18 protein-coding genes are annotated in these 22,507 nt (G+C 62.0%); 9 read left to right on the top strand and 9 right to left on the bottom strand.

What is annotated here, in order from left to right:
• Nucleotides 1-298: 298 nt before the first annotated feature.
• A complete protein-coding gene (locus M1L53_RS31490) occupies nucleotides 299-1,693 on the bottom strand; it encodes a PLP-dependent aminotransferase family protein (RefSeq protein ID WP_083471194.1) in 1,395 nt (464 codons plus the stop codon).
• 47 nt (nucleotides 1,694-1,740) lie between these two features.
• Between M1L53_RS31490 and M1L53_RS31485 the strand changes: the two genes are divergently transcribed.
• The 4 genes from M1L53_RS31485 (at nucleotide 1,741) to M1L53_RS31470 (ending at nucleotide 5,968) form a co-directional block, all read left to right on the top strand.
• On the top strand, nucleotides 1,741-2,199 hold the full coding sequence (locus M1L53_RS31485) for a carboxymuconolactone decarboxylase family protein (protein WP_007727180.1): 459 nt from the start codon (nucleotides 1,741-1,743) through the stop codon (nucleotides 2,197-2,199).
• Nucleotides 2,200-2,819: 620 nt separating this feature from the next.
• Nucleotides 2,820-4,265 (top strand): hypothetical protein, encoded by a 1,446-nt coding sequence (locus tag M1L53_RS31480; RefSeq protein ID WP_231782875.1) that lies wholly within the window; start codon nucleotides 2,820-2,822, stop codon nucleotides 4,263-4,265.
• 129 nt (nucleotides 4,266-4,394) lie between these two features.
• On the top strand, nucleotides 4,395-5,093 hold the full coding sequence (locus tag M1L53_RS31475) for a class F sortase (protein ID WP_054187925.1): 699 nt from the start codon (nucleotides 4,395-4,397) through the stop codon (nucleotides 5,091-5,093).
• 77 nt (nucleotides 5,094-5,170) lie between these two features.
• Nucleotides 5,171-5,968: an SDR family NAD(P)-dependent oxidoreductase gene (locus tag M1L53_RS31470; protein ID WP_054187853.1), complete on the top strand. Its 798-nt coding sequence runs from the start codon at nucleotides 5,171-5,173 to the stop codon at nucleotides 5,966-5,968.
• A gap of 14 nt (nucleotides 5,969-5,982) precedes the next feature.
• Here the strand turns inward: M1L53_RS31470 and M1L53_RS31465 are convergent, their stop codons facing one another.
• Entirely contained in the window at nucleotides 5,983-7,104 is a 1,122-nt protein-coding gene (locus M1L53_RS31465) for a GGDEF domain-containing protein (protein WP_054187854.1), read from the bottom strand.
• Between the two features lie 175 nt (nucleotides 7,105-7,279).
• Here M1L53_RS31465 and M1L53_RS31460 point away from each other — a divergent pair, with 175 nt between their 5' ends.
• Together M1L53_RS31460 and M1L53_RS31455 are read left to right on the top strand one after the other, a co-directional pair.
• Nucleotides 7,280-7,924: a GntR family transcriptional regulator gene (locus tag M1L53_RS31460; protein WP_007727164.1), complete on the top strand. Its 645-nt coding sequence runs from the start codon at nucleotides 7,280-7,282 to the stop codon at nucleotides 7,922-7,924.
• Nucleotides 7,924-9,198 carry an MFS transporter gene (locus M1L53_RS31455; protein ID WP_054187855.1) on the top strand — a complete coding sequence of 425 codons (1,275 nt, stop codon included), beginning with the start codon at nucleotides 7,924-7,926 and terminating at the stop codon, nucleotides 9,196-9,198. Before M1L53_RS31460 ends, M1L53_RS31455 begins: the two co-directional genes overlap by 1 nt.
• 45 nt (nucleotides 9,199-9,243) lie before the next feature.
• Here the strand turns inward: M1L53_RS31455 and M1L53_RS31450 are convergent, their stop codons facing one another.
• The 6 genes from M1L53_RS31450 to M1L53_RS31425 form a co-directional block, all read right to left on the bottom strand.
• The gene (locus M1L53_RS31450; protein ID WP_050655914.1) at nucleotides 9,244-10,815 is read right to left on the bottom strand and encodes a flotillin family protein; all 1,572 of its coding nucleotides are present in this window, start codon (nucleotides 10,813-10,815) and stop codon (nucleotides 9,244-9,246) included.
• A gap of 11 nt (nucleotides 10,816-10,826) precedes the next feature.
• The gene (locus M1L53_RS31445; protein ID WP_054187856.1) at nucleotides 10,827-11,342 is read right to left on the bottom strand and encodes a DUF1449 family protein; all 516 of its coding nucleotides are present in this window, start codon (nucleotides 11,340-11,342) and stop codon (nucleotides 10,827-10,829) included.
• A gap of 148 nt (nucleotides 11,343-11,490) precedes the next feature.
• A complete protein-coding gene (locus M1L53_RS31440; protein ID WP_054187926.1) occupies nucleotides 11,491-12,792 on the bottom strand; it encodes a M1 family metallopeptidase in 1,302 nt (433 codons plus the stop codon).
• 11 nt (nucleotides 12,793-12,803) lie between these two features.
• Nucleotides 12,804-16,697, bottom strand: a complete 3,894-nt coding sequence (locus tag M1L53_RS31435) for a Pls/PosA family non-ribosomal peptide synthetase (protein WP_054187857.1) — start codon at nucleotides 16,695-16,697, stop codon at nucleotides 12,804-12,806.
• A gap of 122 nt (nucleotides 16,698-16,819) precedes the next feature.
• On the bottom strand, nucleotides 16,820-18,673 hold the full coding sequence (locus M1L53_RS31430; protein WP_054187858.1) for a BCCT family transporter: 1,854 nt from the start codon (nucleotides 18,671-18,673) through the stop codon (nucleotides 16,820-16,822).
• 428 nt (nucleotides 18,674-19,101) lie between these two features.
• On the bottom strand, nucleotides 19,102-19,404 hold the full coding sequence (locus M1L53_RS31425; protein WP_232319041.1) for a ribosomal protein L7/L12: 303 nt from the start codon (nucleotides 19,402-19,404) through the stop codon (nucleotides 19,102-19,104).
• A 3-nt stretch (nucleotides 19,405-19,407) separates the two neighbouring features.
• On the opposite strand from M1L53_RS31425, the gene M1L53_RS31420 reads away from it, so the two are divergent.
• The gene (locus M1L53_RS31420; RefSeq protein WP_372447551.1) at nucleotides 19,408-19,872 is read left to right on the top strand and encodes a hypothetical protein; all 465 of its coding nucleotides are present in this window, start codon (nucleotides 19,408-19,410) and stop codon (nucleotides 19,870-19,872) included.
• Here M1L53_RS31420 and M1L53_RS31415 read toward each other — a convergent pair.
• Complete coding sequence (locus M1L53_RS31415; RefSeq protein ID WP_003941170.1) at nucleotides 19,860-20,000, bottom strand: hypothetical protein; 141 nt, start codon at nucleotides 19,998-20,000, stop codon at nucleotides 19,860-19,862. The two genes, M1L53_RS31420 and M1L53_RS31415, sit on opposite strands and share 13 nt — an antisense overlap.
• 244 nt (nucleotides 20,001-20,244) lie before the next feature.
• Here M1L53_RS31415 and M1L53_RS31410 point away from each other — a divergent pair, with 244 nt between their 5' ends.
• Together M1L53_RS31410 and M1L53_RS31405 are read left to right on the top strand one after the other, a co-directional pair.
• Nucleotides 20,245-20,976 carry an SDR family oxidoreductase gene (locus tag M1L53_RS31410; RefSeq protein WP_042922757.1) on the top strand — a complete coding sequence of 244 codons (732 nt, stop codon included), beginning with the start codon at nucleotides 20,245-20,247 and terminating at the stop codon, nucleotides 20,974-20,976.
• Nucleotides 20,977-21,127: 151 nt separating this feature from the next.
• A complete protein-coding gene (locus tag M1L53_RS31405; protein WP_054187860.1) occupies nucleotides 21,128-22,495 on the top strand; it encodes a cytosine permease in 1,368 nt (455 codons plus the stop codon).
• Nucleotides 22,496-22,507 lie beyond the last annotated feature (12 nt).

Genomic DNA, 22,507 nt, shown 5'->3' with positions numbered 1-22,507 from the left:
GAGAAGCCCCCCAACCAGTACTGGTTGGGGGGCTTTCTCGTACCCAAAACACCCCCCGAAACATCCCGTCGCCGGCACCCTCTGATCGAGTGAACGGTACGTTCGTCGCCTCAGATCGACCGAACGTACCGTTCACACCATCAGGGGCGCGAGCACAGCCGACTCACCACCCCGTCCGGGACCGAGCGAACGACACGCTCACCCTCTTGGACGAGGGGAACGGTACGTTCACTCCATCAGGGCAGGGCAGGGCAGGGCAGGGCAGGGCAGGTGAGCGGATGGGCAGATCCGACAGGCGTTATGGCAGAGCTGCCTGTAGCACCTCGCAGAGCACGTCCAGCGTCCTCGAGTACTGCGACTGCGTCGGCGTGCTGTAGCCGACGACGATGCCGTCACCGCCGACTGACGACACGTCGGGATGTCGGAAGACCGAAAGCCCTTCGAGCCCGAGATCGCGCGCCTGGGCCGCTGCAAGAACAGATTGTTCGGTGCCGGAGGGCAGACGGATCACAGCGTGAAGTCCCGCGGAGATCCCCTCGTCCCTGACCTGGGGTACTTGCTGCGCAAGTGTCGCAACCAGTTGATCGCGTCGTCGTCGGTACGAGGTGCGCATCTTTCGAATATGGCTGTCGAATCTTCCGGATTCGATGAAGTCCGCCAAGGTCAATTGATCCGTTGAACTTACCCAGCGTTCGTAGGGTCCCTTTGTTGCGAGGACAGGTTCGATCAGCCTGTCCGGCAACACCATCCATCCGATGCGAATTGCCGGCGACAGTGTCTTGCTGACAGTGCCCAGGTACGCAACGTGCTGCGGTGCGATTCCTTGGAGTGCACCGACAGGTTTTCTGTCGTAACGGAATTCGCCGTCGTAGTCGTCCTCGATGATGACGCCGCCCGTAGTCGTGGCCCATTCGAGAGCGGTCGCGCGCCTCGCCGGTGTGAGGGGACCGCCGAGAGGGAACTGATGGGTCGGCGTCAGCAGAACACTTTCAGCAGATGTAGAGGCCAATTCGTCTGTGCAAGTGCCTGATTGGTCAACCGATATGGGAACTGTCAGCAGCCCTTCGTCGGCGAGCAACTGCCGGTGCAGGTGAAGGCAGAAAGCGTCGACCGCAATCGTTCCTCCGAGTGCGCGGGCAAGGAGGGAGATCCCGTGACCCGAGCTGGCACTGATCACAATGCAGTTCGGATCGACGCGAACGCCTCTGGTGCGGCTCAGGTATGTGGTGAGGGCGTTTCGGAGTTCGACTCGGCCTCTGGGATCAGTAGTCGCGAACGCGTCGGTCGGCGCGGTGGTCAAAGCACGTCTGGCGGACGAAATCCATGCAGTGCGGGGAAACGCCGACGCGTCGGGCGATCCAGGGAGAAGACTGTAGGTCCAGCGTCGTCGAGTCGGTGATGGCTCGACCTCGCGGGTGTGTGTGCTGGCGAGCGTGGCGACCAGGGTCCCGGAACCAGGCCGTGTGACAAGCCACCCAGCCGCGGCGAGCTCGGCATAGCAGTCTGCAACGGTGTTTCGGGCAACTCCGAGGTCGAGCGCGAGGGTGCGGGAAGGTGGGAGTCTGGTGCCGGGCTTCAGCAGTCCACTGTCGATCGCGTCGCGAAGGGTCTGAAGCAGTGCAGCGCGAACCCCGATTCCCTGTGGCAGCTCGATATGCAGATCGAACCCAAGATTGGCCCACGAATTCACCACCGGATTGAACCATGTTTCCGGGTCTTTCCGGGATTACCGTTTGAGTTATGACTACAGCAACAGGACAAAGACTGGATATCGCAAAGCTGGCGCCCGAGGTCTACAAGGCGATGATTGCGTTGGATGCCGCTGCACGCAAGGGGCTGGAGCCGACGCTCGTCGAGCTGGTCCTCACGCGTGCGTCGCAGCTGAATCATTGCGCATGGTGCCTGGACATGCACACTCGCGACGCCCGAAAGGTCGGCGTGACGGAGCAGAAGCTCTACCTACTGAACGCGTGGGAAGAAGCGCGAGGGATGTACTCCGATCGTGAACGTGCCGCGCTCGCCTTGACCGAGGCCGTGACAGTCCTCACCGACGGTTTCGTTCCGGACGAGGTGTACAGCGAGGCTGCCGGCGAATTCTCGGACGTGGAACTGGCTCAGCTCATCAGCGTCATTTTGACGATCAATGCGTGGAATCGCATTGCGGTTACTACGAGGAAGGCGCCTCCGGTCCGAGACTGATCCGAGGCTCGTGCTCCGCTCTCCGGCAGGGCAGGGTTCCGCCGTCGGAGATCTGGATAATCGACGCAAAGAGGACCAAAAGATTGGTTCAGGGTGTGAACAAAACCAACAGATTCTTTGAATGTGAGGCAAATCACATAATGTGAGTGGAGATTGTTCTGGGGCATCTACAAGTTGCCCGAATCCCGACAAAGCAGTCTCGATCGGAAGTTTCCGGCGAAGGGGTCCGCATAGCGGGCCCCTTCTTTTGCGCGCGAGCTGAAAACGCCCCTTCCTGTGAGTTTCCCCAGAATGTCCAAGTTACCGACTGGCTAGCGTTGGCGAAATGTCGGGAACGTCGCGGTTGGATGAGCAGATTTGGGGGGGATCGCGATTGTTGTGCGGTTGGACAAAGGTTCAGTCATCTTCATGGCTAACTCGTCATCCGAATGTCCAAGCTGCGCCCTGGGTGCTCGACGATTGGGTGATCTTTCTTGAAACATGCACTACATTGCCATTCAGTAACTGGCTGATTGCCAAAAGTGATCGGCTGATCCTCTCGGAAGTGAGCGCTGGGTGGCGTGGTATTGGGAATCCAGGCAACCGTCCCGCTACCGAAATGTCTTGAAAGGGAAGCTTTGATGACTGTGTCTGGTTCACGGCGTAGGCCGCTTGTTCTCCGGCTCTCGCTAACTGCAGCTATTGCCGTAACGGTCGCCGGTAGTAGCGTTGCTTTTGCTTCGCCAGCTGTGTCCGCGCCGATGCCGGTGCGAACCGCGGCCGCTCCGGCGTTCACCGCCGGGTTGTGTGAGGGCACCGAGTACACGCCCTCGGAGCAGATGCTCGACATCTCCGGCATTCGGCTGGATCACTACAACGACGGCAACATCGTGCCGATGTACGGCACCACCGATCGGGGTACCTCGGCCGCGGTGGATGCTCCGGTCTGCGGTGTCCGCGACGTCGACGGAATTGCGAAGTCGGAATGGATGTACTGCACGGACTTCGATCTCGATCCGTGTGCCGGTGTCGACGAGAACGGTTTGCCGGTTGACAAGCACAACGACGAGATGGGTGCGACGGTGCCGTCTTCGGGCAATCCCGATCTGTCAGCCGACGATCTCGCTGTCATCAGTTGGTTGCTGCAGAATCCCGCCAAACTCGACGGTGTCGTTTCGGGAAATGGCAGCGAGGATGCACGTTCGGCGCGGCAGACGCTTGTGTGGTGTGTCTCGGACTACGACAATCCGCTGATGGCCGATTTCAAAAGCCTGTGCGACAGGAACATCGGAGACGACGAGCGAGCTCGCATCGTCGAGATCATGAACGTCACGCAGACGCTCGACCTCGTTCGCAAGACACCCGCGACGGGGACTCTGAAGGCCGGCGAGACTGCCGTTTTCACCCTGAATACGAATATGTACCGGAAGCCGATCACTGTTCAGTCCTCGGCGGGCACCGAACTGACCGTCTGTGGTGACAACGCCAAGGCGACGTTGACTGCAAACCAACTGACGGTCGACGGCCGCGGCGACGCACCGACTGCTGTTGATCTTTGCCTCACCGCTGCGGCCGGCGGGGACTACTCGGTGACTGCAAGCGTCATTCCGGATTCGGTCGAGAACCTGCACTGGAACACGGCAGGCGCACAGTGCCAGATCTTCGCGTCGTTCGACACCGTTCGGCCGGCTTCGATGAATGCATCTGCCAGCGTCGGATATGCAGCAGCACCCACGACGACACCGGCAACGAGCACGCCGGCAACAACGACACCGGCAACGACCACACCGGCCACCACGACGCCTGCAACCCCGGTCGTTCCGATCGTGCCGATTGTTCCGATCGTGCCCATCGTGCCGATTGTGCCTGTAGTTCCGGGTGCACCTGTTCCGTCGCAGCCGGTTGCAACTCCCGCAACTCCGGCGCCGTCGGCTCCGAAGCCGGCCACTGGCCCCCGCCCGGTTGCCATCGACGGTGGTGCTGCTGAACAGAATTCAGGCCGCAACGTCGCCGTCGCAGTGACGGGCCTCGGGCTTGTCGGAATGGCTGCTGCCGGAGCAGTTGCTCTCCGCCGCAAGCGATCCTGACACCAGGCACGTGTAGTAGACGTCGGCACCGATCACGCTTCGTGTGATCGGTGCCGACATTGATCAGACGCAGGGGGCGTCAATTCGCACGAGGTGCCGGGGGCGCCTCATCCCGCAGGAGACAGTTCGATGACCATGTACGAGTCGGATCCCAATCCATCCAATCCATACGACGATCCCAACCACGATCAGCCCGCGAGTCCAGGCAAAGGGCGTCGTGTCGCGTTCATTCTGGCTCTCATCGCGGTGTTGGCCGCCGGTGCTTCCATGGCCTTCGACGGCCTGCGATCCTCCGATGGCGATGCTGCGATCCCGCCGAGTCCGGGAGTTGTCATGTCGCACTCCGCGAATCCGGCAACGCCTACGGATGCGTTGATGACTCCCAACACCCTTTCGCTCGACCCGGTCGGTGTTCAGGCGCCGATCGTGGACGCCACCGTGCCGGAAGGAGTTCTCACTCCGCCGGAGAACGTCAAGAACGTCGGAATCTGGCTCGACGGTGCATCTCTCGATTCCGCCACCGGCACGACCTTGATTGCCGGACACGTCAATCTGACCGGCCAGGGTAACGGCGCGCTGTTCGACCTGGGCACGATCGAGCCGGGTGAAGTGATCCGTACATCCGACGCGACGGGTAAGAGCACGTCGTGGAAGGTGACTGCGGTGACGACGCGCCCGAAGGCCGATGGTGTGGAGGAAAGCGTGCTGGCCGGCCCGGAAGGCCCTCGTAAGTTGGCAGTCGTAACCTGCGGCGGCGAACTGCAATTCGAGGACGGTGTGGGCAACTACGCCGACAACGTCTACCTGTACGCGGATCTGATGGTCTGAGACACAGGAATGATTCCGACGGTCCCCGATCCCTCTTCGTAGAGATCGGGGACCGCCTGTTGGATAGTGTCGCAGGTATGGATCTTCACTTGTCTGGAAAGCGTGCGATCGTTGCCGGTGGTAGCAAGGGGATCGGTCTGGCAATCGCCAGAGGTCTGGCCGCTGAAGGGGTCGACATCGCGATACTCGCGCGCACTGAGCGAACCGTCGTAAGCGTTGCACGAGATTTGGTTTCGGAGTTCGGAATTCGTGCGATCGGAGTCGTGACGGATACGCGAGACGACGACGCGGTTCAGGCGTCGGTGCGGCAAGTGGTAATGGAGTTCGGCGGTGTCGACATTCTGGTCAATTCGGCAGCGACGCCGTTCAGCGCCGGAAAGCCGACGGATTTCGAGGCGACCACCGACGACGTCGTGCGAGACGAAGTCGAAGTGAAAGTGCTGGGGTACCTGCGAACTGCGCGCGCTGTGGCGCCGTATCTGATTGATCAGGGTTGGGGTCGGATCATCAACATCAGCGGTTTGGGTGCCAGACAGGCCACTTCGATCGCCCACACGATCCGCAACGTCAGTGTGTCTGCACTGACCAAGAATCTTGCGGACGAGCTGGGCCCCAAGGGAATCAACGTCACCGTCGTCCATCCGGGCGTGACGAGGACCGAGAGGTTGACCGCACGGATTACGCGCGAGTCGGAAGAATCCGGCCGCTCGCAGGCAGAGGTGGAGCGTGGTATCGCGACGAACTCGATACATCGGATCATCGATGCCGAAGAAGTAGCCGACGTCGTGACCTTCCTGGCATCGCCGCGAAGCATCGCGATCACCGGTGACGCAGTGGCAGCGGGTGGAGGAGTGCCAGGGCCGGTCTACTACTGAAATTGTGCGTACTGCTACCTGCCGGCGGTGGTGACGATCGTGTGAACGCGTCCGCCGCCGAGTCTCTTGCTTTCGTACATCGCCGAATCGGCGACTTTCTGCATGTCCGTGAACGCTGCTGCGCGGTCTTCTCCGGCGACGAATTTGTGGGTACGCACGGCGATTCCGATGCTCGAAGTCGACGGTATCTCGTCGGAATTCGAGTGCATTGCCGGTCCGATCGAGTTGAGCATCGGTCCGATGGCTGGCACGGAAAGTCTTTGAACGAGGATGAATTCGTCGCCGCCGACCCGCGCGACGACAGCATCAGCGTGTGCCCAGGCGGATAACCGCTGCGATACCCGGAGAATGATGCGATCGCCGACGTCGTGGCCGTGCACGTCGTTGATCGTCTTGAACCGGTCGATGTCGATCGCGATCACGAGTAGAGCCGCAGATTCTTGACGCTGGAACCCCTCGAGTACCTTCTCGACGTGGCGGTCGAGGCCACGACGGTTCAAGAGGCCGGTGAGAGGATCGAGGTCGGAACTGGAAGCATCCATGCTGAGCATCGTCAGCACGATCTGCGAGATGAATGCGCAGACCACCAACGCGGTGATGACGACCAGTACTTTCGAAACACCAAGGGCTGGATCGCGATCCGGCCCGAACAGAATTGGCTGCGCAGCCACCGCGATCACAAGAAGCGAAAAAGCTATGTGCGCGATCTGCAACTTCGGGTTGTGGAAGTAGGCGATGTAGATGCCGACCAGAGCAAAAATGACACAGGTGAGCAATCGTGCGAGCTGGGAGGAATCTCCAACGACGGAGATCGTGACCGCGATGTCGCAGAAGACCACGAAACCGAACGAGCGACGCTTTGTGGGGCCGAAGACCCACCATGAGACTCCGACTACGAAGCACGAGATCACGACAACAGTATTGAAGAACAGCGCAATCGTGCTTGTCGGACCGGCAGGGCTGAATCTGTTCAGTAGTGCGCACACTCCCAGTCCGATGACAATGATGCCAAGTAATAGCCGGGTGGCGGTCGTGAGGCCGTTGTCGCGGAGATAGCGAGTGAAGCGGTCGTATTGATCGGGAAGAATCAACCACTCGCGGGTCAGCGTCCTCATCGACTTCATCTGCGATGTCATGAGTGCATCAGTCCTCGAAGGCTGGAGCGTGCGCCATTCATCGCGAACTGATTCCTCTTCTGTCTGGCACCTTGCAATGCTAACTGGATCGATGCCGCATCGGACCGAGATGTTCGGATCGGCGACCCGGATGTCTGCGTTGCGCCAGCGTGGAGTATAAATACATCTTGTGTCTATGTTGTATTCCGCTTCCGAAACCGTCTTCCGCGAAGTCAAGGAGCTGATCCTTTCCGGCGAGCTCGCCGGCGGGGAGCTGATCAGTGAGGGTGACATCGCTGCACGGACCAATGTGAGCCGAACGCCGGTGCGTGAGGCGTTTCTGCGTCTCGAGTCGGAAGGTTGGATGCGCCTCTATCCGAAGAAGGGGGCGCTGATCGTCCCGGTCGCGGATGGGGAAGCGGAACACGTAGTCAGTGCCAGACAGCTCGTCGAGACTCAGAGCGTTCGAGTCGTGTCGGTCCGACCGCACGCACGGGAAGCGCTTGTCGCAGCGTTGCGCGCGAATCTGATCGAGCAACGTGAGATTGCTGATCGCGGGGACGTGGCCGCGTTCAGCGCAATCGATGCAGACTTCCACAAGATGATCGTTGCCGCCGGCGGGAACCCTTTGCTCGACTCGTTCTACGCGAGTCTGCGCGACAGGCAACGACGGATGACAGCCCGGTCGATCTCACGCGACCCCGGCCAACTCTCGCGCATCCTTGCCGATCACACCGCGCTTACCGACCTCGTCGACACAGGCGATGCCGACGGATACAACACTGCCGTCCTCACACACATGCGCCAGGTCCACGGCCTCGGCTTCGAAGGAACTCTGTGATGAGCACCCAAACGATCGGCGCTGGGACCGCGGCCGAAACTCGTCTCGAGGGTGAACGCCTCTCCGGCGGAAAGTGGCTGTGGCTGACCGTTGCCGCCAGTATGTTCGCCGCTGCCTGGGGCGGAAACGAATTCACCCCACTGCTGGTGATGTACCGACTCGACCACGGCTATTCGCCGGTGATGGTCGATTTCTTCCTCTTCGCCTACGTCGTCGGAATTGTGCCGGCCCTGCTGCTCGGCGGCCCGCTGTCCGATCGATTGGGTCGACGCCCGATCATGCTCCCCGCGCCGATCATCGCGATCGCCGGTTCGACGCTGCTCGCTTTCGGGGCGGACTCCGCCGCTGCTCTCATCCTGGGAAGAATCCTCTGTGGCATTGCCTTGGGGATCGGTATGGCCGTCGGCGGCTCCTGGGTCAAGGAGTTGTCCACGCAACCTTGGGACCCGACGGCGTCGGAAGGCGCAGGTGCTCGGCGAGCAGCGATGAGTCTGACCGCGGGCTTCGCCTTGGGAGCGGGTGCTGCGGGAATCTTGGCGCAGTGGGCGCCCATGCCGAGTGTGTTGGCGTACTTGTTGCACATCGCGATCACCGTCCTCGCCGCCATGGCGCTGTGGCGTGCGCCCGAAACACGACCGGCACAGGCGAAATCCGACCGTCGCAGGTTGATCGACGACCTCAAGATCCCCTCGGCAGGTCACCCCAGATTCCTCTACGTCGTCGTTCCGTTGGCGCCGTGGGTGTTCGGTGCCGCCAGTGTCGCGTATGCAGTTATTCCGGCGCTCATGACCGGGCACAGTGGCGATGCGCCCGTGGCTTTTTCGGCTCTGCTGTGCATGGTCGCGCTGACATGCGGATTCGCGATTCAGTCGTTGGGGCGCAAGATCGACACCGACCGCAGTGCTCGTGGCGCCGTTGTGGCTCTGGTGTTTCTGGTGGTCGGTATGGCCGGTGCTGCTCTGGTTGCGTCGACGCTGACCGTGGCGATCGCGATCGTGGCTGCAGCGATCCTCGGTTGCGGGTACGGCATGGCACTGGTGTCCGGGTTGCTGGAGATCCAGCGAATCGCGGGGCCGGACGATCTGGCAGGATTGACCGCGGTGTTCTACTCGATCACTTACATCGGGTTCGCGGTGCCTGCGTTGCTGGCGATGCTGTCGGAAAGCATTCCGGCGCTGAGCTACACGGTGACTCTTCTGTTCGGATCAGCCGCCGCCGCTGCCTGCTTGATTCTGATTCTCTTCAAGTCGCGTTCACACCTTCCGAGCGCGTGAAGCCGGTCCGCCGACTCCTGCGAGAGTCGGCGGACCGGGGCGAAATCACGCGTCTACGGTTGCGGAACCGTTTTCCGAATTGTGGACCGAATTGTGTACCGAACCAGCCGGAACCGATGCGGTCTTGTTCAGGCCGTTGAGCAAACCGGTGATATCGACGCCTGAGCTTTCGAGAGTTTCGATGACACCGGCAATCACCTGGGGACTGATGCCCAGGATCGAGCCGATCGAACCCTGCGCCCCGTCGCTGCCGCCGACGATGGAGATCCGATCGATGTCGCCGACCGGCTTCGCTGCTGCTGCGGTGGCGTCGACCAGTGCTGCCAGAACGTCAGGCAGAGTGAGCAACTGCGCGGCCTGCGGGGTGTAGGAATTGAGCGCCTCGGCGATCTGACGCTTACCGGCAGCTTCGGCTTCGAGCTTGGCGCGCAAACCATCCGCTTCGGCCTGCTGTTCGGCGCGAACGGCGTCGGCCGCTACCTTGCGGCCGTCAGCTTCGGCTTCCAGACGTGCTCGAAGGCCGTCGGCATCAGCCTGCTGCTCGGAGCGAACAGCGTCGGCGACGAGCTTTCGTGCATCGGCCTGAGCCCCGCCGGCCTGCCTTGCTGACTCGGCCTGTGCCTGGGCGCGGAGGATCGCGGCCTGTCGCTCACCCTCTGCGCGTGCGATGGAGGCTTGGCGTTCGGCCTCGGCCGGTGCAATGACATCTGCCTGCAATGCCGCTTCCGATTGCTGGGCGCGACGACGCTCGACCTCGGTGCGAGCTTCGACGCGGGCCGCCTCGGCCTGCTCACGTGCGATGCCGACGGCCTTCTCGGCCGTTGCCTGCGCGAGTGGTCCGGCCTGGTCGGCTTCGGCGTTCTCGGCTTCGGTCTGTGCTCGAAGGCGAGCGAGTTCGACGTCGCGCTTCTGATTTGCACTCGCGATCGCAGTGTCGGCCTCGGCCTGTGCGACGGAGCCTGCCTGTCGCGCCTTTGCCGACTGGATCTGCGAATCACGCTCTGCTTCAGCAGTTCCGATCGCGGCATCACGTTTGACCTCGGCGATGCGGCGCTGACCGAGCGATTCGAGGTAGCCGTTGAAGTCGGAGATTCCCGCGATCTTGATGACATCGACTTCCATGCCGATGCGTGCGAGGTCGCCACCTGCCTCCTCGACCACGCTGCGTGCGAGCGAATCGCGGTTGGAGTTCAGATCCTCGACCGTCATGGTCGCGGTGATTCCGCGCAGACTGCCGGCGAGGATTTCGTTGATCTGCTGCTGGAGTTCGTCCAGGTCGGAGGTCAGGAATCGTTGCACCGCTGTCTGAACCGCTTCGTCGGCGGAACCGATTCGTACCAGGCCGACTGCCTCGACGTTGACCGGAACACCGTCGTTGGAGAGTGCATTCTTGAGATTGATGCTGACGTTGAACGGCTCGAGCGACATGATGTCGACGCGTTCGATTCCCGGAATCTTGAACCGGGCTCCGCCGCGGACGACTTTCGGCTTGCCTCGTCCGGTGAAAACCGCCACTTCGTTCGGCGGGACCTTGACGTAGTTCTTCACGTAGATCGCGGGGAGAACGATGAAGATGATTACTGCGACTACAACCGCAATGATGATGATTGGCAGCATGTATCGAGTCCTTAGATCGCGTCGTCAACCGTGACGACGTGAAGGTATTGATCGTCTACATCGGCGATGTAGACGGTGGTGCCGGTGGTGAGCGCCATCGGCTGTGCACTGACGGCCTTGGCCTGCACGCGATTGCCTTCGGCGTCGACGAACGAGACTTCTCCCCAACCTTCGGCTGCAATGGTGAGGGTGACCGTGCCCAATAGCCCGGAGTACGAAGCTCGTCCGATGTGCGAATTATCTTGTTGCTCAAGGAGGTAGGGGAGAAGTAGGCCGCGCGTGACGACAACGAGAACGGCGGCGAGTGCGAGTGCTGCAATCGCCGCTACCAATGTCGGAGCGTCCGCGAGAGTGGCAGCTACGCCGCCGGCGCCGAAGCCGAAAAGTGCTGTGGCCAAGGTTGTCAGGCTCAGAAATGGCAGCCCGTCTGCGTGGCCGCCGCCCAGATCTGCAACCTCGCCGACGGCAAAGGCTCCGATCAGGGCGACGACCCCGATCACGAAACATATTGTGAATACAACGAACATCGATCCCCCGATCTACCTGTCGAGGAAGCGTGCCCTGAGAATTGTGTTGTCGGGGTCGTCCCTCGGCCCACCTCTATAGTAAAGGTAAGACAAAGATAATCGGCGCATTCGGAATGTTTCGGCGTGGTGCTACGGCTGGGGGAAAGCGTCAAAGCCGAGGTAGCGGGCGTTGATTCAGCCATGCATCCCAGAGAGGGCGCAGTGGGGTGTCGGTGAAACGTGAAGCGAGATCGGTGAATTGCTCGGTGCTGACCGTGCTGTGCCGATGCTTCGTGGTCCACTGGCGGATCAGTTCGAAGAATTTCTCGTCTCCGAGAACGCCGCGCAGGGCGTGCAGAGTCAAGGCGCCCCGCTTGTAGATTCGATCGTCGAACATCAGGGCAGGCCCGGGATTGGCGACGATCAAGTCCTGAGATTTACGCCCGAGCCCTTGATAGGCGTTGGTCGCGAGTTGGTTCGAGGATGGGCCACCGGAATTCTCGGACCAGATCCACTCCGCGTAACAGGCAAAGCCTTCGTGTAGCCAGATGTCGCACCACTGCCCGAGAGTGAGGCTGTTGCCGAACCATTGATGGGCAAGCTCGTGTGCGACAAGACGTTCGGAACCGCGCCTACCCGTGCAGTGGTTGGCTCCGAAGATCGAGAGTCCCTGCGCTTCGATGGGGATTTCGAGTTCGTCGTCGGTGACCACAGCGGTGTAGTCGGCAAAGGGATACGGGCCGAACAGCTTTCCGAAGACCTCCAGCATCTGGGGTTGGCGCCCGAAGTCGACGTCGAACGCTGCGCGCAGCCGAGGTGGGTGAACGGCGAAGACCGGTACCGGCCCGGCGCTCACCTGTCGGTGCTCGTACTGACCGATCTGAATCGTCGCCAGGTAGGTTGCCATCGGTTCGGTCTGCTCGTAGACCCACGTCGTCTGACTCGCACGGGTCTGCTTGCGGATCAGCTTGCCGTTGGCGAGGGCATAGAACGGGGAATCGGTGGTGATCGAGACGCGGTACGACGCTTTGGAAATCGGATGGTCGTCGCACGGGAACCAGGACGCCGCGCCGTTGGGCTGACTTGCGACCAAAGTTCCTTCGTCGAGTTCCTCCCAGCCGACTTCGCCCCACAGGCTCTTGATCGGCTCGGGGTTGCCGCTGTACGCGATGGTGACCGACAGGGCACCGCCCGCGGGGATCTTGGTAGACGGCGTGATGATCAGCTTGTTGTTCAAGTGCGCGTACTTGGTGCCGCGGGCACCGTTGACGGACACCTTGGACACCTGCAGGTTCTGCGCGAGGTCGAAGCTGAACTTGGATCGGCTCTCGGTGGTGACAGCGGTGATGACTGCCTTGCCGGCGAGACGGTTACTGAAGACCTTGTACGTCAGTTCCAGTTCGTACCGAGACACGCGGTACCCGCGGTTGCCGTTGTGTGGCAGGTACGGATCGAGCGGCTCCTCGAGCATTCTGTTCGGCTTCACGACGCCACCCACGGTGCAATCGGATTGCCCTGCCAGCGGGTGGAGGGCGGAACGGTGTCACCTCGCATCACCAGAGATGCAGGCCCTACCGTCGCTCCCGCGCCGATGCCGGCTGCGGGTAGCGCGACGCAATGCGGTCCCAGCGTTGCTCCTGCTCCCAAGGTGACGGTGTCCATGGACATGATCCGATCATGGAAGAGATGAGTTTGCACGACGCACCCCCGTTCCACTGTCGCTCCGTCGCCCAAAGTCACAAGATCTGCCTCGGGTAGCCAGTACGACTCACACCAAACGCCCTTGCCGATCTTGGCCCCGAGCCCACGCAAGAAGATGTTCAGTACGGCAGTACCAGTCGCTGCGCGAGCGAACCACGGCGCCGCGACGGTTTCGACGAACGCGTCGGCTACCTCGTTGCGCCAGACGAACGAACTCCACAGCGGATGCTCGACCTTGGCGATGCGCCCGACGACGATCCACTTGGCGGCGATGGTGATCGCGCCCGCCACTGCTCCGGCGACGAGCAGAATTACGCCGCTCAACAGAGCCGCGAACCAGAATCCGACGGCGCCGACCAGTGCTTCGAGTGCAAACAGAACACCGAGACCGATGCCGAACGTGACCATCACGGGGATCAGTCGGCAGGTTTCGACCACTCCGCGGGCGATCTTGAGTCGCATCGGCGGATTGAACGTGCGGGCGGCGTCGGTGTCCCCGGCAGCCCTTCTCAGACGTACCGGTGGACTACCCAGCCACGATGATCCGGACTTGGCCTTGGACGGGGTGGCCGACAGAACCGCCACGAGACCGTTCTTGGGGACGCGTCGACCGGGGGCGGTCATACCGGAGTTGCCGAGGAACGCACGCTTGCCGATCTTGGCCTGTTCGATGTGCATCCAGCCGCCGCCGAGGCCGTAGCTCGCAACCATGGTGTCGTCGGCGAGGAATGCGCCGTCGGCGACCGTCGTGAACTTGGGAAGGAGGAGCACGGTGGATGCTTCGACGTTCTTGCCGATCTTGGCGCCGAGGAGGCGGAGCCATCCCGGCGTCAGCAGGCTCGCGTAGAGCGGGAAGAGGAAGGTTCTGGCCGAGTCGAGCAGGCGTTCGGTCGCCCACACCTGCCAGCCGATGCGGCTGCGGACAGGGTGGTAGCCGGGGGTCAGCCCGATCGAGAGAAGACGAACGGCCACAAGGGTGATGACTGCGAAGACGAGCAAACTCAGGATGGTCGCGACGGGAAGCATGATCAGCGATTGGAGCACTGCACTCGCGAGCGTGTCGGTGTCGCGGATCCACCAACCGATCAAGGCGATTCCGGCCATCAGAGCGAAGATCGGCATACCGGCCAGGAAGACCGAGGTGACGCCGTATACCGGCACCCAGCCGGGTGCGCGCTTCGGATGTTCGGCCGGCCAAGGATGATTCGCTTTCCCGACCTTGGTGGCGGGGGAGCCGGCCCACTGCTGGTTTGCCTTCACTCGGCCGAACACCGCAGATCCGGGTTCGACGACGGCGTCGCGACCGATACGCGCGCCGGGCAGAAGCGTCGAGCGTGAACCGACGGAGGCGCCGTCGCCGATCTTGATCTCGCCGATGTGGATGACGTCGCCGTCGATCCAGTGGCCCGAGAGGTCGACTTCGGGTTCGACGGAGCAGCCGTCACCGAGTTCGAGCATGCCGGTGATGGGAGGAAGTGTGTGGAGATCGACGCCGCTGCCGATGTCGGCGCCGAGGGCGCGGGCGTAGTAGAGCATCCACGGTGCGCCCGAAAGGTTGGCTGCGCCACTGGCTTCGGTGAGTCGCAGCGCTATCCACAGACGCAGGTGTTCACTACCACCTCGCGGGTACGTTCCTGGCTCCAACTTGCGTAGGAGCAGGCGCGCCCCGACGACGGCGATGGTCATACGGCCGATCGGTGTGATGAACAGGATGAATGCCAACAGGATCCACCACCACGAGACCGTGGGCGCCCAGCTGACGTCGACGAACCAGCCGAGGACGTTGTTCGCGATCGCCAGCCACGTCACCCACTGCAGTCCGGTGAGCGTCGTGAGCGGAACGGTGACGGCGATCTGCGCGAGCTGAGTCTTCAAGGGTGTCGGAGCGACGATGCGCGGCTCCACAGTTTCGGTGGGTGCCAATTCGTCGAGATATTCGGCGAGCGATCCCAACCGTGGGTGGTCGTAGAGCTGTGCGACGGTCACTTCGGGGAACCGCTCGCGCAGGGCGGTTACCAGCTGAGCCGCAGAGAGGGATCCGCCGCCCACTTCGAAGAAGTCGTCGTCGAGTCCGGTGATCTGCGCGCCCAGGATCGATCCCCACAGGCCGGCAACCCAGGCAGCGGTGCCGTCGAGGCCCAACGCGGCCCCCGCATCTTCACCGGCGCCGGGCAACGGCCACGGCAGCGCATTGCGGTCGACCTTGCCTGACGTACGCGTCGGAAGTTCGTCCATCAACGCCAGACGCGGCACGAGGGCTGCTGGTAGCTGCTCGCTGAGCAGCGCATGAGCGGCCTTGAGATCGAAGTCGGGATCCGTGCTGGCGATGTATCCGACGAGGAGCTGGTTGCCGGCTGCCGTCTTCTTCACGGCTGCGGCAGCGCCGCTCACACCCGGCAGGTTCTGCAAGGCGTTGTCGACCTCACCGAGTTCGATGCGCCTGCCGCCGAGCTTGACCTGATCGTCCGCGCGGCCCTGGAACATCAGGCCGGTGGTCTCGAGCCGGACCAGGTCGCCGCTTCGGTAGGCGCGTTCCCACCCGAGCGAGGGCATCGACGCGTACTTCTCGGCGTCCTTCGCGGGGTCGAGGTAACGGGCGAGGCCGACGCCGCCGATCACCAGCTCGCCCACCTCGCCGACCGCGACGGGATTGCTCTGGGCGTCGACGACGGCAAGGTCCCAGCCGTCGAGGGGGAGGCCGATGCTGACGGGGCTCTTGCCGTCCATCAGTGCGCCGCAGGCGACGACGGTTGCCTCGGTGGGGCCGTAAGTGTTCCAGACCTCGCGGCCCTCGACGGCCAGGCGTTCGGCCAGTTCGGGTGGGCAGGCTTCGCCGCCGAAGATCAGGAGTCGAACGGCTTCGAGGGCCTCGGCCGGCCACAGAGACGCAAGCGTCGGCACAGTGGAGACGATGCTGACGTCACGCGAGACCAGCCACGGGCCGAGGTCCATGCCGCTGCGAACCAGCGAACGAGGAGCCGGGACGAGGCAGGCGCCGTGGCGCCACGCGAGCCACATCTCCTCGCAGGACGCGTCGAATGCCACGGAGAGTCCCGCGAGGACGCGGTCACCAGGCCCGATGGGCTCGTCCTGGAGGAACATGCGCGCCTCGGCGTCGACGAAGGCAGCGGCATTGAGGTGAGTGACCGCGACGCCCTTCGGGGTGCCCGTGGATCCTGAGGTGAAGATGATCCAGGCGTCGTCCTCGGGTTCGGGTTCGCGAACCGGTGGATGTTCGAGCCGCTTCGGCGCCGTCCCCGGCTGGATTCCGTCGCCGGTGATGATCGCCGCTACCTGCGCCTCGCCGAACACCAACTCGGCGCGCTCTTCCGGATCGTCGGCGTCGACGGGAACGTAGGCGGCGCCCGCCGCGAGGATCGACAGGATCGCGACGTACAGCGAACGCGAACCTGACGGCATCCTGATTCCGACGCGGTCACCTGCGCCGACGCCGGCATCACCGAGCCAGCGCGCACCGAGCTCGATCTCGTCGAGCAACTCCGAGTACGACAGTGTGGTGTCGCCGTCGTCGATGGCAGGTGCTTCCGGGTTGGCCTCGGCTGAGGCCCGCACGATGTCGATGAGCGTGCGCGGCGCAGGTGCATGCGCCGACCGTAGGAATACGGACGGAATCCCGAAAGATTGTTCCGTCTCCGACTGCGACTGGAGTGGCAAACCCGTTGGTCCTGTTCTACTCACGAAACTTAGAGTCCTGCGAACTGTCGAGTTGAAAGTCTCATGACAAGTTTGCGAGTTGGTGAACAGATATGCCTAATGCAACATGCCGAACGTGCCGGTCAGTCCGTACTGGCAGCTTGCGCGTGGCCTTCTGCCGAGTCGGCGAACTCGGGTGTGTCGAACACCTCTCCGCCCAGCGGATCGACGACCTTCGATTCCTCGGAGAAGTCGACGGCGCCGGTATCCGGGTCGATGTTGACCGCATGGGCGGGAACTTCGTGGACCGCGACGAGCATGTGGGCGTCGGAGGGATCCGTCATGATCCCGCTTTGTGACGGAGTGAGCCCGGCGAAGGTCGACGAGATCTTCAGATCGCGGAGCCGCTTTTCGGTGGGTTGCGGAACGTCGGTCGATGCCGAGGTATTTGTAGAAACCCGCAGGTAGCGCGGTGCCGAAGCGACCTCGTATCGGAACGCCTTCAGCATCGACAGACATGCCAGCACCATGATGACCGAGAACGGTACCGCCGTGGCGATGGCAACGGTTTGCAGCGCCGTGAGCGATCCACTGCCACCCACGATGAGGAGAACTGCGGCCGCGGCACCGGAGAGGAACGTCCAGTAGACACGCGTGATCTTGGAGGTCTCCAAGCTGCCACCGGTCGCAAGGATGTCGATGACGATCGAGCCGGAATCCGCGGACGTGACGAAGAAGAAGACGATCACGACGATCGCGAGAACACTCGAAATCGTTCCGAGCGGAAGTCCGTCGAGAAGCGTGAACAGCGACGTGTTGGTGTCCACTGCGCCGGATGCGTCGAGCATCGTGCCTTCGTTGCGCTGACGCAGAATGCCGGAGTTACCGAAGATCGTGAACCACAACGAACCAACCAGCGTCGGAGCCAGCAGCACACCGAAGACGAATTCGCGGATGGTGCGGCCGCGTGAGATGCGCGCGATGAACATGCCGACGAACGGTGCCCAGCTCATCCACCAACCCCAGTAGAAGATGGTCCATGCGCCCTGCCAGCCGTCTTCGGCGAACGGGGACGTGCGCAGCATCAGTTCGGGCAAGGCCTGGACGTATCCGCCGAGGTTCTGCACCCACGACTGCATGAGGAACAGCGTCGGTCCCAGAATCAGGACGAACAGGGCCAGCGCGGCAGCGAGCATCATGTTGATGTTGGAGAGCCACTTGAGGCCCTTGGTGACGCCGGAGACGACCGAGAAGGTGGCCATGCCCGTCACGATGACGATGATGGTGATGACCAACCAGTTGTCGGTCTCCACCCAGCCGAGGTAGTCGAGGCCGGCCGAGATCTGCTGGACACCGAAGCCCAGCGACGTCGCGACACCGAACAGCGTGCCGACGATGGCGACGACGTCGATGGCGTGGCCGATCTTTCCTTCGATGCGAGCCCGTCCGAGGAGCGGCTCGAGCAACCAACGGATCGAGAGCGGACGACCCTTGCGGTAGGTCATGTACGCCAGACCAAGGCCGACGACGACGTAGATCGCCCATGCATGAAGGCCCCAGTGGAACAGCGTCAGTTCCATTGCTTGATTGGCTGCGGCGTCCGTGGATCCGGCGATCTGCCCGGCGACAGGTGGGGTCACGTAGTGCGAAAGTGGTTCGGCTACTCCGTAGAACACGAGCCCGATGCCCATGCCGGCGCTGAAGAGCATCGCGAACCACGAGAGCATGCCGAACTCGGGTTGCTCGTCGTCGCGCCCCAATCGGATGTTGCCGATGCGGCTGATTCCGCAGTACAGCGCAAAGATCACGAAACCGGTAGCCGAGAGGATGTACCACCAGCCGACGCCGTCGCTGATCACGTTGTTGAGAGTTTCGAAAGCATCCGCAGCGGTTCCCGCATAGATCACGGCAAAGGCGATCAGGGCAAAGATCACTATCGACGCGGGGATGAACACGGGTTTCCGTAGTTCACGCCACGCAGTTTTGACCGCAGTCATTCCACTCCTCGAACGTTCAGGCATTCACAGCGCCCATACGGGCAGCCACGTGTCACGCGTAGGTGGGCGTTGCGCTCACACCATCGCAGGTCAAGACCGGGCTATTGCTTTGAAATTCAACGTAACGTCAAGTTTCGGTCAACTCAACTGGACGAAAGATGCTGCACTGTCGCGAAAGTTCTCACTGGATACCGTAGTTCCGGTTGTAAATCGTTGGGTAATAGTGGCATTGGGCCATGAGTGGAATGCTGAACGGCGAATTCGATTGGTACGGTGAGTTGAATCGGTCGAGTCGACGCTCACCGATTGACCACATTTGTCAAACTCGGCGAAACAGCCTGTCTGTCAGGTGGTTAACTCCTGGTGTGCTTGCCCGATCGTGGCGGTCAGGTGTCGATACCTAACTGTGATTGTGATGGTCGCAACTATCAGTGATGCGGGCCCTGTTCGCCCCGCTGAGCGTCGATCAGATCCATCGCATCCTTCAGACCCAAGCCCGGATGCAGTTCGCGTAGTGCCTTGATTGCCGGAATACGGTCGTCAGTCGACGCGAGTGCGCTACGGACGTCGTCGGCAGGGATTTCGGTGGGGGCAGTTGTCCCTTCCCACCACACCGACTGAGGTTTGTTCCTGTTTCGCCAGGCCTGGACGGTTCCGTAGGCAAATCCGGCCGTCGCGAAAAGCCAGATTGCCAGGCGAACCCAATTACCGGTTGTCGGTTCCGTGGCCACTGTATGGATGGTGCTCGGACCGACTACGACTACGAGCAGGACGAGGCCAATCGTCTGGCCCCATCGCTCGACGCGCCTGCTCGGTACCCACCACTCGGCCATCGGTCGATACTCGCACAGGGCTGCTGTTTCGATGCGACGATGGAGATCATGGAGATTCGTGATGCGGTGGAGCGATTTCGAGGGGAATCAGGGACCTCGACGATCTTCGGAGAACCGCACCAGACCAGCGACGGATCGACGATCATCACGGTTTCGCGTCTACACCGGCGGTGGCGCCGCGACCCGATACCGGTGCCAGTGGGAGTGTTCTCGATCCACGAGGGTGAGCCGTCGTGGTCACCGGCCGTCGATCACACCAGGGCGGCTTTGATGGGGGAGTTCATCGGGTTGGCAGCCGCAGTGATCGCAACTCTGGCCGTTCTACGTCGTCCGCCCTGGCCTGATGTGACGATTCAGAAGGGGTGACCCAGAATTACGCCGATCAGTTGGAACGGCATCGCGAGGAACATCGATCCGACGTAGAGCGGATAGCGAATCGGATCGCCGGCGAGGTAACCCTCGGCGAGCCAGGCCATGACGTCTGCTGATCCCATAGTCGTTACTTCCCTTCGCTGTTGTGGTTCACCGACATTTTCGGTCGTGGGAGTTGTTTTGTTACAGGCGAACTCGAAGGAGGAGTACATGTGAAGGCAGTTTCGACGCAGCAAACGTCGTCAAGCGAGATCCCCGGGGGCGGTGTCCTCTAACAGCTAAGTCTCGATACTTAGCACTGTGCCGTAGTGAAATCTGTGCGTTCTGCACATGTCGGGACAATTCGGTGAGCCCTACAGTCGCTGCATGACAACGACACCTTCTCCTCTCTCAGGCAAGACCGTCGTACTGATCGGCGGCGGAACAGGCATCGGGCTGCGAGTGGCGCAGCTTGCCGTCGACGCCGGTGCGCAGGTAGTTCTCGGCGGCCGAACCGCATCCAAGCTCGAAGCAGCGGCCGCGCAGCTGGGTGAGGCGGCGCACTGGTTCACCGTCGACACCTCCGACGACGACTCGGTGAAAGCGTTCTTCACCAACATCCCCAGCGTCGATGCGCTCTTCACCACGGCTGCCGATTACCAGGTCGGCTCGTTCCGTGAACAGAGCGTCGAGGAAGCGGCGTCGCCGTTCACCTCCAAGTTCTGGGGGCAGTACCGCGTCGTGCACGCTGCGCTCGACAAGCTGACACCCACCGCATCGGTGGTCCTCATGTCCGGCGCTGCCAGTGTGCGGCCACCCGCAGCTGCCGCGGCATACGTTGCAGCCAACGCGGCAATCGAGGGGCTCGGGCGGGGGCTGGCGGTCGAACTGTCGCCGATCCGCGTCAACACTGTCGCTCCCGGAACCATCGACGGGCATCTGTGGGCTCAGCGCCCGGCGGAGGTTCGGGAGGCCGCGTTCACCTGGAGTGCCGAGAACAACGTGCTCGGCCGCGTCGGGAACGAAGACGAGATTGCACAAGCGGTGTTCTATCTCTTCACCAACACGTACACAACGGGTTCCACGCTGTACCCCGACGGCGGGTACGCGTTGCGTTAGACCCGTGCCATTTGGCGACTGTGTGAAATGACGACTGTGCGAAATGCATTGTCGTAACACGAAGAAACGCCAATTCGCCCATAGGCGTGACCCCTGCCACATTCGTACCGTCTTCTCCGAGAACACTTCCCAACTATTCGAGGAGTCCGTCATGAAAAACACGTCAGCGACCGCCGCCGGCGGTGAAGTGTCCGACGGTGACGACTACGCGCTCACCCGCGTTCCCGACGAAGCACGATATTCGTGGTTCTCGGTGGCAGTACAGCGATTCGGTCAGGTATCGGCACTCGCACAGTTCTTGCTCGGTGCGACGCTCGGCTACGGTATGACGTTCTGGAATGCCTTCTGGGCATTGACAGTCGGGGCGGTGATTCTCGAGGTCGTCTGTATTTTCATCGGCATCATCGGGGTTCGTGAAGGGCTCAACACATCGGTGGTCGCACGCTGGTGTGGATTCGGGCACGCAGGTTCCGCGGTGATCGGTTTGGTGATCGGGGTCAGCCTGATCGGTTGGTTCGGCATTCAATCTGCTGTCTCTGCATCAGGTTTGCACGGAATCATGCCGTTTCTGCCGCAGTGGGCGTGGGCTTTGGCCTTCGGTCTCCTGATTACCGCGATAGTCCTTCGCGGGTTCGGATCCATGCAACTGATCGCCAACATCACCGTTCCGCTGTTCCTGATCCTGGTCGGTTGGGCCGTCGTCGCCGAACTGCGTAATCACTCGCTGTCAGATCTGATGACATCTGCTCCAGCCGGGCCGGAGCTCAGCTTCCTCGCCGGAACTACCATCGTCGCAGGCGGTTTCATTGCCGGAGCAGTGATCACACCTGACATGACGCGCTTCAACCGCACGGCAGGCGATGTCGTGAAGCAGACGCTCGTCGGAATAACGTTGGGCGAATACGTGATCGGGCTGACCGGTGTTCTTCTTGCCCATGCCGTTCGCAGTTCCGACATCGCCACGATCATTCTCTCGTCGGTCGGTTGGGTCGGCGTTCTGATCATCGTTCTCGGCACCTTCAAGATCAACGACTGGAACCTGTACAGCTCGGGGCTCGGCGTCGTGAACTTCATCGACGTCGTGTTCGGTCGACGGATCAATCGCGCCGTCGTCACCGCTGTGGTCGGCATCACCGGTTCGGTCCTCGCGGCTGCCGGAATCCTCAACTCGTTCACCGACTTCCTGATCCTGTTGGGCGTCGGATTCCCGCCGATCGCCGGGATCATGGTGGCGGAATACTTCATCGTCAAGACATGGCGCAAGGATCTGGAGGAGAGTCGAGCTGCGGGTACCCTCCCGAACTCGGCACCCACTTGGGTACCGGCCACGCTGGTGATCTGGATCGTCTCGGCGCTGATCGGTCATTACAGCACCTTCGGCCTGCCGTCGATCAACGCGGTGGCCTCGGCCTTCGTTCTCTACGTCGTCGCGGGTCGACTCGGCCTGATTCGCGGAGTCGGACGCACCGCCACCGAAGCGCCGCAAGAGACTTCGGGAAAATCTGCGCTCACGCACTAGCACGGCACACAC

Source organism: Rhodococcus sp. T9N (genome assembly GCF_024436645.1).
Lineage (GTDB): Bacteria > Actinomycetota > Actinomycetes > Mycobacteriales > Mycobacteriaceae > Rhodococcus_F > Rhodococcus_F qingshengii.
This window is presented reverse-complemented; position numbering and strand designations above follow the sequence as displayed.